At 43.1% G+C, this 9,843-nt stretch carries 14 protein-coding genes; 7 read left to right on the forward strand and 7 right to left on the reverse strand.

The genetic code is table 11. The features are described from left to right. The coding region (locus tag ACP5L5_RS10935; RefSeq protein WP_428763758.1) for an aldo/keto reductase at nt 1-488 on the forward strand (488 nt) is incomplete at its 5' end. 100 nt (nt 489-588) lie between these two features. Here ACP5L5_RS10935 and ACP5L5_RS10940 read toward each other — a convergent pair. The 3 genes from ACP5L5_RS10940 to ACP5L5_RS10950 form a co-directional block, all read right to left on the reverse strand. Continuing rightward, nucleotides 589-1,008, reverse strand: a complete 420-nt coding sequence (locus ACP5L5_RS10940; RefSeq protein ID WP_428092759.1) for a type II toxin-antitoxin system VapC family toxin — start codon at nt 1,006-1,008, stop codon at nt 589-591. After that, nucleotides 998-1,228 carry a DUF4145 domain-containing protein gene (locus ACP5L5_RS10945; RefSeq protein ID WP_428092761.1) on the reverse strand — a complete coding sequence of 77 codons (231 nt, stop codon included), beginning with the start codon at nt 1,226-1,228 and terminating at the stop codon, nt 998-1,000. Before ACP5L5_RS10945 ends, ACP5L5_RS10940 begins: the two co-directional genes overlap by 11 nt. Nucleotides 1,229-1,302: 74 nt before the next feature. Then, nucleotides 1,303-1,590: a hypothetical protein gene (locus ACP5L5_RS10950; RefSeq protein ID WP_428763760.1), complete on the reverse strand. Its 288-nt coding sequence runs from the start codon at nt 1,588-1,590 to the stop codon at nt 1,303-1,305. Nucleotides 1,591-1,880: 290 nt separating this feature from the next. Between ACP5L5_RS10950 and ACP5L5_RS10955 the strand changes: the two genes are divergently transcribed. The 3 genes from ACP5L5_RS10955 to ACP5L5_RS10965 all read left to right on the forward strand — a co-directional run bounded on the left by ACP5L5_RS10955 (nt 1,881) and on the right by ACP5L5_RS10965 (nt 4,162). Further along, a complete protein-coding gene (locus tag ACP5L5_RS10955; protein WP_428763761.1) occupies nt 1,881-2,720 on the forward strand; it encodes a hypothetical protein in 840 nt (279 codons plus the stop codon). Nucleotides 2,721-2,733: 13 nt separating this feature from the next. Continuing rightward, complete coding sequence (locus ACP5L5_RS10960) at nt 2,734-3,378, forward strand: hypothetical protein (protein WP_428763763.1); 645 nt, start codon at nt 2,734-2,736, stop codon at nt 3,376-3,378. A gap of 211 nt (nt 3,379-3,589) precedes the next feature. Then, entirely contained in the window at nt 3,590-4,162 is a 573-nt protein-coding gene (locus tag ACP5L5_RS10965; protein ID WP_428763764.1) for a hypothetical protein, read from the forward strand. Between the two features lies 1 nt (nt 4,163). Here the strand turns inward: ACP5L5_RS10965 and ACP5L5_RS10970 are convergent, their stop codons facing one another. Continuing rightward, complete coding sequence (locus ACP5L5_RS10970) at nt 4,164-5,087, reverse strand: 2-oxoacid:ferredoxin oxidoreductase subunit beta (protein WP_428763776.1); 924 nt, start codon at nt 5,085-5,087, stop codon at nt 4,164-4,166. A gap of 353 nt (nt 5,088-5,440) precedes the next feature. Here ACP5L5_RS10970 and ACP5L5_RS10975 point away from each other — a divergent pair, with 353 nt between their 5' ends. Continuing rightward, nucleotides 5,441-5,977: a 2'-5' RNA ligase family protein gene (locus ACP5L5_RS10975; RefSeq protein WP_428763766.1), complete on the forward strand. Its 537-nt coding sequence runs from the start codon at nt 5,441-5,443 to the stop codon at nt 5,975-5,977. Between the two features lie 13 nt (nt 5,978-5,990). Here ACP5L5_RS10975 and ACP5L5_RS10980 read toward each other — a convergent pair whose 3' ends face one another. Both ACP5L5_RS10980 and ACP5L5_RS10985 read right to left on the reverse strand, forming a co-directional pair. Further along, nucleotides 5,991-6,356, reverse strand: a complete 366-nt coding sequence (locus ACP5L5_RS10980) for a hypothetical protein (protein ID WP_013605264.1) — start codon at nt 6,354-6,356, stop codon at nt 5,991-5,993. Then, a complete protein-coding gene (locus ACP5L5_RS10985; protein WP_428763768.1) occupies nt 6,343-7,044 on the reverse strand; it encodes a hypothetical protein in 702 nt (233 codons plus the stop codon). The genes ACP5L5_RS10980 and ACP5L5_RS10985 overlap by 14 nt, the downstream gene beginning before the upstream one ends. A gap of 318 nt (nt 7,045-7,362) precedes the next feature. On the opposite strand from ACP5L5_RS10985, the gene ACP5L5_RS10990 reads away from it, so the two are divergent. Further along, the gene (locus tag ACP5L5_RS10990) at nt 7,363-8,220 is read left to right on the forward strand and encodes a hypothetical protein (protein WP_428763770.1); all 858 of its coding nucleotides are present in this window, start codon (nt 7,363-7,365) and stop codon (nt 8,218-8,220) included. Nucleotides 8,221-8,533: 313 nt separating this feature from the next. After that, complete coding sequence (locus ACP5L5_RS10995) at nt 8,534-9,304, forward strand: zinc ribbon domain-containing protein (protein WP_428763772.1); 771 nt, start codon at nt 8,534-8,536, stop codon at nt 9,302-9,304. Here ACP5L5_RS10995 and ACP5L5_RS11000 read toward each other — a convergent pair. Beyond that, a partial coding sequence (locus tag ACP5L5_RS11000; protein ID WP_428763774.1) for an adenosylcobinamide amidohydrolase occupies nt 9,248-9,843 on the reverse strand: 596 nt, incomplete at its 5' end. The genes ACP5L5_RS10995 and ACP5L5_RS11000 overlap by 57 nt on opposite strands.

Raw genomic sequence — 9,843 nt, forward strand, 5'->3', positions numbered from 1 at the left:
GCCCTGAGACCAACGTGCTTAGCGAGGGATTGGTGGCAATTGATGAGGGCTATGAGGCGATAATGTTTGTGTTTAACATCCTCGAGCAGGAACCCGGTAGGACATTAATAAGGCGTGGCATGGAGAATGCCGTAGGATTAATAACGAGGGTCCCGCATGCATCAAATGTGCTAACGGATAGGCAGGAGATGAACTTTGGATCGAGAGACCATAGGAGCCTTAGGGATAGGGATTGGCTTGTCAGGGCTGTGGAATTCACGAACACGAGGGTAAGGCCCATAGCCAAGTCCCTGGGTATGGACCTGGAGACCCTGGCCATTAAGTACGTGCTTACCTACCCAATAAACACAGTAATGGTGACGGCAACGAGCATTGACGAGTTAGTGAAGTACGTTAAAGCGGCCGACGGCAATTACCTAAATAGCGACGTTATAAAGACCTTGGAAAAACTATATGCGGAATTTACGGAACCAATAGCAGTAAAGTAGATCCAGAACCCAAGTTCCTCATCACCTATGATCAGTCATGGCGGTCATCTTCACGCAATTTAATCATTGCGGCAGCACTTATATCCATTTCTAGCTAAGGTCACGCATCATTGCGTGTTACGGCATCGATGAATTCCTTAAAGTTAATGGCGTTCTTCGTTGAGCTTAGTACTTTCTTATCCTCAGTCACTAGGGTCATCTCCATGCTCTCTGCGGCATATACGTAGCTTGCATCATAAAAGGTCAACCCCCTACTCAGGGATAGTTTTAATACCTCGGCGAGTGGTGGGTCGGCGAGTATGTTAATACGCTTAATCATTTCCTGAACTAGTTCAGCGATTCTATGGGGATCCTTAACACGCTTGAATATGTATGTCTCCTTCCATAGTACATTGCCCACTTCGTATATTGTTAAATGCAGGATATGGATGTTCCTGATTACCGTCCTCTCAATAATAATATCGCCTCGTTGAATTAGTAAAAACAGGGCTGATGCATCGAATAAGTACTTACCTTGCATCCCTATCCTCCCTTATCAACCTAACAACCTCCTCCACACTGACGCCACTAAGCAATTCCTTAAGTTCGCCAGCCGTTTTCTTCAGTATCTCTATCTCCTTTTCCTCAATTGCCTCCTCAAGCGCCCTCTCAACGACTTCCCTAATGTTTATGCCAAGTTGCTCGGCCCTCTCCTTCAATTCCCTTCTAACCCTAACGGTAAGAACCACTGTGGAACCCACATACGTAATACTTAATACCGTAATATAAATCTTTCGTAACATTAAAAATCGTAATACGAAGTAGTAACCAATTATTACTCTTCCGAACCACAAACCTCATCAACCACCTCATTAATACCGCCAACAGCCTCGAGGCTCATTACCTCAGGCTTATCACCGCTGAACAGTACGTAGGCCGCACCATCACTACTCAGCAGTATGTAGGTACAGGCCTTAACGAGTAGGTAATCACCAAGCTCAACATAACCCATTGTATAGAGCACCTTCCTATACCTATCCTCAACAAGACTAACCAACCTCATAAAGGCCTCGGCATCACCATCCTCAACACCAACCAATAAATCCTCAATCGAATCCTCCACAGGCTGGAAAATCCAAAAACAAAATATAAAACTCACTGGGCTCGTTCTATCATGTAAAACAACGGTAGTCGGCTTCATTACAGTGAGTGACCATACGCTCATAGTTTTTGCTGGACTTTGATGTATTTGATGATGTTCGTAAAAACTATAAGAACCATTTCTGTCATTTAAAAATAGTAAATACATTATCGTTAGATATCTAATCTTTCAATGTATTACAGATAATACTGTACGGTTCACTTTTAAGAACATCCGAAGTAAAAAAAGTCTTGAGAAAAACTTAAAATAGTATGAAAATCCATAGATGGTTACTTATAACAGCGCTCATTGTTGCCATGTCGATATTAGTCAGCACAAACTACATCCTCGCATCCGCCTCACCTAATCTTGGCGGTTATGTATGTGAACTGGGCTCCAAGGTTGCTGAAGGTATTTACTGGACCCCTATAATATTACTGAATTCACCATATGCTGGCTACGCAAGTGCCATGCAGGGTCTCACATACACAGCAACTTACACATTCAGCTCAGGCCCAGTCACATTAACTAGCCAAGCATCATCAAGTTTATCAATTACCATTAATGCAAATAATGGTGCAGCAGTCGGACTCTTTAGACTTGATGAGTGGGCGATTTACAACACAAAAATGGTGCCGGTTGTCGCTGGGTATGAACCATGCACCCAGCCATACGTAGCCCAGGACCTTGGGCCAGTCTTGGTAGAGAATGCGCCGTACCTTAAAATAATACCAATATTACCACCTGGCACGACCTCAGACGAGAATGAGCCAAATCAAGTATATTCAACGGTCACCTTCCCCAATGGAACTACTGAAGGCTTTTACTCGATAAACTTCAATAATGGGTTTAGTAGTGTAATATCAACATTGAATACGTGTAACGCTGTGCAATCAACGACCATGACTGTATCACAAACATCAACAACTCTATTAACCGCTAGCGTCAGCATCTCCATAAATGGCTACAGCAGCGGCGGCTCCGTCACCATACAGACAACGACCACTAATGCGTGGTCCTATACATTCCCACCAGGCTACATATATTATATATCGTATGCAGGAGGCCAAGGGCCCGCATATGCCTTTAAAACTCAGACTTGCTCTGGTTAATTAGTGAGCATCCATGACCCGTGTTGTCAAAATAGAAATCGACTTCTATCTTTTCATTGCTATTTTACTTGGTGCCATTATCATAGTTGGCTTAGTGGCTTACGGTGTGAGCACCTACTATATGAATAATCTAATCGAGGTGCTGGGTTACGTACCCTGTAAAGCGCCGTCACTCCCTAAAACCCTTACCATCTACCCAATACCAGGTAATGAGGATTGGCTGGCCCCACCTAACATACCAGGCGTTGGATCAGCAGAGGCAGCCGAGTTTTACCTCAACGGTACTTACTACATAACCAGCGAGTTCTACCTAGAACCTGGAGTATACGTATGTGTAACCCCCATGACCACATGGCAATTATTAGCCTTCGGCTCCCTGAATAGCACTTTCGTTCCCAGCAATGATTATGGCTATATAAAGTGCGTTACCGGTAATGGACCCACATGGCTCAACGTAACCTTAGGCCCTGGGGCCTATGCTTTTGTAATCGCAGTATATGGCTCAAATATAACTAAGCCGATACTCGTGAAGGCATTAAAGCCAGCCGTGGCTGTGTTGATTACGGATTTTGTACCCTACCCGCAATGTGGGTACCCATCCTTCGGTAGGGCTTCACAATACGTACAAGAGGAAAAGGCTAAATGGTTTTATGGATAATTTTGATAATTTCTTAAAAATAATGAATTCTTAATTTAACAATAACTCTTTTGAAAATTGGAATCATTATCGCACATAATCAATTAATATTGCACGAAATTTTACATAACTTATTCTATAAAATTCTAAATTGCTTGACTTTTACATGTAACACAGCCTTTAATACCGAGGTTAAATTAAAAATAAAGCGATCAACACTACCTTTAAACAGATGGATTCCTCAAAGTTCGTAGAGCTCATGCTGGACCTACACAATAAGTATGGCAATGCACTGGGTATTAACGATGTCTATGCCTATAGCGCCCTGGGCAGGGTTATTAAGGCGGTGGGTACGGTAATAATATCCCCAAACTCACCAATGCTTCTCGCCAAGGCTCCCAGGTCAATATCAATGTACCTACTAGGCAATGGTTCGGTTCTCGCATTGACTGACCTACCAATAAGTGTGGAGGCCCTTAGGAATTGCGTGGGCGAGAGGGTTGAGGTTACGAACGACCTATATAAACCGCCAAGTACATTGGTGGCCATTAACGCGACCAAGTGCCAGGACGCCATATACAGGGTTGTTAAGGATGTTGGTAGGAAGTACGGCATTAACCTAGAGGTTTGGCTTACAAGTGAGTTGGGGATGGAGGGCGTTAAGGTGGTTTATAGGGGTGGTATTAAGGATTTAAAGCACTTGGTTAGGCTCGTTATTTTAATGACGGCCCTAACGAATGTGAGAGGCAATGGTAATGTTGATTCCGTGTTCAAATTAATAGGTGATTTAATGAGGAAGTACTGAGTCACCAAACCTCCTTTTCCTTGAGAATTTCCTCCACATTAACTATTGTTGAGTTGTCTGGACCGTAGAGTGGGCTTAGGGCTGGTGGCGCCTTTAGGTAATTTGGCATTTGCTCTAGGATCCTCTCCTCATAGGTCGGCACATACTCATTCTGATAGAAGATGCCTATTGGTATTCTGTCACCCCACTCCATGCCTCTTAGGAATGCTTGTGTGAGCTTCTTCGTAACCTCCTCCTCACTTGGGTTCCTAACCACAGGGTCCCAACCAGGCTCATTCTCAAGCTTATAGATCCTAGCCTCATACCACTCCTTGGTATTGATGTCATTATATGTTGGGCATGGTTGCAGTATATCAATGAATGCCGAACCCTTATGCCTAATTGCCTCCTTTATCAGTAAAGCTAAGTGCTTAACATCGTAGGCGTAACCCCTCGCGACAAAGGTGAAGCCAACGGATAGCGCTAAAACCACTGGGTTAATAGCATCGTAAATATTCGGCCTAGCCAAGGCCTTGGTCTTGGTGCCTCTCTTAAGCGTTGGGCTTGCCTGACCCTTAGTTAGGCCGTAGACACCATTATCAAACATAAGAACCGTGAAGTCCACATTACGCCTACCAGCATGAACAAGGTGCTCAGCGCCAATACCCATCAAGTCACCATCACCACCAATCACTATGACCTCAAGGTTTGGATTAGCCAACTTAACACCAGTTGCATATGGTATAGGCCTACCATGGAGTGTATGAGCACCATTAGCATTAACATAGTGAATAGTCTTGGCAGAACAACCAATACCGGAAACTAGGAACACGTTATGCGGATCAAGGTTCAAATCAGCTAAAGCCTGATAGAGGGCCTGGAGTATTCCATAGTCACCACAGCCAGGACACCAATCAGGCCTCCTCCTCTTCTCAACATAGTCCATCGGCGTCCTCTTGACCGTGATCTTTACGGTATTTGACACGGTACAAATGTCAAATGAACCAGCTTATAAAGCTTTTGTGAGGTGCGTAAGATCTAGGTTAATTGGTCCTAGTCCTGACATCGCATCTTCCTTTACCATTACAATAACCCAAGCCCTCTACCAATTACCTATACCCACCGCCTATTGGCGCATCCCTTTTAAACGCATTGCAACCCTCATACCCCAAGTCCTCATTTTTCCTTTAATTCCCCGTTAATTAAGGACAACTGAATACGATCATCACCCTTACGTATATTAATGCCTGAACAGTAACGCTACGAAAAACATTAGATTAATACCCAGAGGGTTAACTTGTGGGCTATTTCTACGGAGTATTCATTAGGGATTTAGACGTAACGTCACTAATTAGGGCATTACCCGTGATGCCTGTGGAGAGGGAGAACATGCACATAACCATTACATACATTGGTGATGATAGACCAAGTCAGGGGGTTGACGATAGGGTCGGGGTAAGCATAGGCTCAATGCCGTGCTTCAGGGCTAAGCTCGGGCAATTAATATTATTGCCAAGCGTCCTAAGGCCCAAGGTACTTGCCGTGGAGATCATTAATAATAAGCAATTGAGTAAGTTGAGGTCAATCATAGTGAGTATATTAAGAGACTCAGGCATTTCAATGAATGATAAGTACTCCGGTGAATTCAAGCCACACATAACGATTGCATACATAAAATCAAAGAAGGTAAATCCGCAGAATATACTTGAGACAACCCGCGAAATGGGAATCGAGAAGGAACTCCTGGACAAATCACTACTAATTGAAAACGTATCCCTAATACTGGCCAGGGGAAACAACTACAGGGAAATATCAAGGCATAAACTGCAATGCTAATTTTAAATTGATATTACGGGATCCTAATCACGGGGTCGGCATTATGGAAACCAATTAACCTAATTACAAATCGAGTGTTTGATAACGGACCAAGCAAGTAACGGCATTTTTTAAATGGACAAGCACTTGCCCTATGTTTCCTTAATTTGTTATCGCTGTAGCTCTCGGTCCTAACGAGTATTAGGTCACCATCACGAGTGTAAATAACTCTGTAAGGATAATGAATGAGGCCATCGTTCCATTTATCCCTAATAATAAGCTCAACATAATCAGCCATAGTCAAATCAACAAATAGGGAACTAATACTACCCTGCTTATTATCAACGCGGTACTCCCTAATTACTAAGCCGCAACTATTAATATCCCTAACGACTTGCATTACCACTCACTAATGAAGCTCTAAATGACTCCCAATTCTTCAATAATTCATTAAACTCGGCAATCAAATTCCTCAACCTAGCCCTACGATAAGCCCTCAACTCATACTTCAAATCCTCATTAAGGTAACTAATCCTTCCCTTAATCGAATTAATTATGGCATCGACGATGTGCAGAGCATCATTAACGCTCACGTGAATCGAATAAACACGAATAAAGGCACCCCTATACCTAGAAAAGATTTCCTTCCACCTATTCACATTAAAGCAGACCTCACGGCCAATCCATATATGTCCATATTTAAGGAAGCACTTCCTAATCTCCTTATGAAACCTTACTGATATGCCTACATCATTAGGAACCTTAAACTCCAAAATGTATAATATGGCATCACCGCCTCCACCACCTGGAGATACCTTACTAATTAATTGATTAAATAATGCCGGTAGAAACCTGGTTCCGTCACCACCAACACTAATGTCCACTATATAGGGCCTGGAATTAACGAAATAACCCTTAACAATAGCATAATCACTACCCATCACTTGAGTCCTAACAACATTACCACCATCAACAACCCTAATACCCATCGCATCATAAACCGCAATAAACGGCTTATACCCGGTTAAGTACGGCATTATGAATTCCACATACTGACTACCCCCTGATCCAACGAGCCCTAACTCCATAATATAATTACACAATAAGCGCATTTTAAGTTTATTGAATCATGCACATGTACGTAAAAATACCGTGTGCAGGGCATGCACTGAAAAAGGTGCAATTATGATGCTTACAAGTTTTTATCAATAGATACACTGGATATGGTGCATCGAGGAAGCAATGATAATCATTACTTAAAGGAACCAGGGGTTTAATAACCATGGTGACTAGGCATGTAGGCTTGATAGTAATTAATGCCAACGCATGAACCGCGAGGAAAAATCTTCAGGGTTTAGCCCTGGAGAATCCTCGTAGGCGATTTAGGCCAGCCCTGGGCTCGGGAAATGAAGGTGGAAGGAAAAATAATGAGGATACTACTTGACCTAGGCGACAGGCCGTTAACAGTGATAGGACCGCCAGGTTCTGGTAAAACCACAATGATAACTGCATTAGGACTGATGAGGCATAAGTTAGTGGGTTCGGCCGTATCTTATGTGACACAAAAGTCAAGTGATGCAGTAGGGATTATAATAAAACCATCAATACCTTGGGCATGCATACGTGATAATCTATTCTTAATACTCGATTCCTATGAGGAATTAAGTACGAGACCCGGAATAACAATACTAACTTCCACGGCATATAGATATAAAACCTATAATAGCTATATAAAATACTTGGGGTACCTGGCTAAGAATCCACGTAATGCACATGCAGCATGGCTTTTGGAACGAATAATGCTACTACGTAATATAATAATTGAACCAAGCAATAATAATGAAAACAAGGGAATAACCACAATAATCCAGAGCAGAGACATTAGGGGAGTATACTTAGCAACAGCCCTAATACTCAACAGCATGTGTCACCAAGGCAATAATAACGTGCTAATATTAGATGACGTAACAATACTGCCCATAAGAGACGATGCACTACTAAGGATAATTAGGATGACGAGAGGACTCACAAACGTATGGATGGTGTTACACAGTATTGGTAAATTAAACATTGAAGACCTAAATACGCCGACAATAATAACAAGCCATAGTGGACCAGCCAAGTCACTATCAAGATTTAAAGAAATACTAAGCCAGATAAAGCCAGGGGAAGCGCTCTACATGGGTATTAATGAGCAACTGAAAATAAAAATACACGAAATAAAGGAACTACGCAACAAACTGCTAAACGAAATAACGCAATAGTCCATCATTATCACATCCACGGCAGGCAAACCCGTTAAAAATCCCCTTCCTCTTTTCAATCCCCCCGCTCAGGGGGAGGAGGAAGGAGAGGATGATGGATACCGAGGGACTGAGCCGATGGCTTAGTTCTCGGATATCCTGAGCTGTATAGTATGATGAATCCCTGAAAAATGATTAATGATTTAAAAGAAAGGCTGATATCCGTCACCTGGATATTCATGGGGTGGGACCCGCCCCACCACTATGCTAGTGATAAGGGGCGGTGACTGCGGAGTAGTCCGTAGTCCTGCCCCGTGGTATCCAGGTGACGGATATGGATAGGGATAGGAAAGGGAAGGACGGGTATGTACCTGCCGTGGATGTAACGGCAATGGGCATTGATGTTGGTGTAAGGCGTTTTGTTGTTGCCTTTGTTGGTAGTAGGGCTAGGTTGCTTAATGATCTAGCGGTTGTATATGCTAGGCAGAATGGCGTTTCGTTAGTGCCGTTAGGTATATATGATGCTATGACTAGGGCCTATGTAGTTAGTATTAATTATCCAGGTACAGATAAATACCGTGGTGTCGAGTTAACGAGTAACATCATCAGTAAAACACTAGGTGCCATAGTAAGGGCTATGCATAGTGTACAGAGGGTTCATAACACGTTAATCGGTCTAGTTCTTGAGGATCTCAGGCAGTTCAGTGGATATAAGCATGACTTAGTCAGGGCGAAGGCTATTTGGGATCTAATTACAAGCAGGTTTAGTGAGAGTGTTAGTAAATGCCCTGCTGTTAAGGTTTCTTGGTTCTGGATGAGTTATAGGGGCGAGGTAATCGTGCCTACTAGGGATTCAATACCCATAGTGCTTGTTGAGCCTGAGTATACGAGTAGTACATGCCCGAGATGTGGTACTTACTTAGGTAGGGTTAGGGATAAGGTGGTGTGTAATTACTGTGGCTTTGAGGGTGATAGGGATGTTATTGGTGCTATAAATGTGGCGCTACGAGGATTTTTAATACTAATGAAATGCGTTAGAGAGGGTATACTAGGGGTCACCCGAAGGCTCAGGGCTGGCTCTGTAAATTTCATATGCCTTAATTAATGTACCACGTATTGCGTAAACTACGGCTCTGCCTATCGCTGTTGCTGGCCCTGCGTAGGGTTCCCTGTTACCATTTATTGGTGTTAGTATTGCTATTGCATCGGAGGTTGTTCCGTGCATCCTATTACCAGTTAACTCAGCGAGTGTTAGTGCCTTTGCCTGGGCTGCAAGTGTTATTGCGTCTATCATTGCCTGTATTGCTAGTGGCTTGTTTATGATTATTGCCATGTTTATTGTCGACATTCCCGTCAGCCAGGTCTTTATCTCTGGTCCTTCTATCTTGTATGGATTTGTTAGTCCGATGGTTATTGATACCTCCACCTCAATGTTGTTGCTTGCCTCACTGTGCATTACGTGGTTTTTCGGCAATTCGGTGGCTGTTAGGAAGGTTATTGCCTCGTTACTGTTTATCGACAATTCCCTGTGCGTTCTCTCCACTTCCCTGATTGGGTCTTCGTTGAAGTTTTTGGGGACTTGGTGATGCAGTAGGTACTTGATGCCGTTTCTTAATCCTCCATCAACCGTACTCGCCAGGGCCG

The sequence above is a fragment of the Vulcanisaeta sp. genome (assembly GCF_049966235.1).
Taxonomy (GTDB): Archaea; Thermoproteota; Thermoprotei; order Thermoproteales; family Thermocladiaceae; genus Vulcanisaeta; species Vulcanisaeta moutnovskia.

What these genes read in the sequence shown, in the direction of transcription:
- ACP5L5_RS10970 (WP_428763776.1), bottom strand. Translation starts at nt 5,087, where the DNA reads ATGGACTATGTTGAGAAGAGGAGGAGGCCTGATTGGTGTCCTGGCTGT.
- ACP5L5_RS10955 (WP_428763761.1), top strand. Translation starts at nt 1,881, where the DNA reads ATGAAAATCCATAGATGGTTACTTATAACAGCGCTCATTGTTGCCATG.
- ACP5L5_RS10940 (WP_428092759.1), bottom strand. Translation starts at nt 1,008, where the DNA reads ATGCAAGGTAAGTACTTATTCGATGCATCAGCCCTGTTTTTACTAATT.
- ACP5L5_RS10980 (WP_013605264.1), bottom strand. Translation starts at nt 6,356, where the DNA reads ATGCAAGTCGTTAGGGATATTAATAGTTGCGGCTTAGTAATTAGGGAG.
- ACP5L5_RS10985 (WP_428763768.1), bottom strand. Translation starts at nt 7,044, where the DNA reads ATGGAGTTAGGGCTCGTTGGATCAGGGGGTAGTCAGTATGTGGAATTC.
- ACP5L5_RS10960 (WP_428763763.1), top strand. Translation starts at nt 2,734, where the DNA reads ATGACCCGTGTTGTCAAAATAGAAATCGACTTCTATCTTTTCATTGCT.
- ACP5L5_RS10965 (WP_428763764.1), top strand. Translation starts at nt 3,590, where the DNA reads ATGGATTCCTCAAAGTTCGTAGAGCTCATGCTGGACCTACACAATAAG.
- ACP5L5_RS10990 (WP_428763770.1), top strand. Translation starts at nt 7,363, where the DNA reads ATGAAGGTGGAAGGAAAAATAATGAGGATACTACTTGACCTAGGCGAC.
- ACP5L5_RS10995 (WP_428763772.1), top strand. Translation starts at nt 8,534, where the DNA reads ATGGATAGGGATAGGAAAGGGAAGGACGGGTATGTACCTGCCGTGGAT.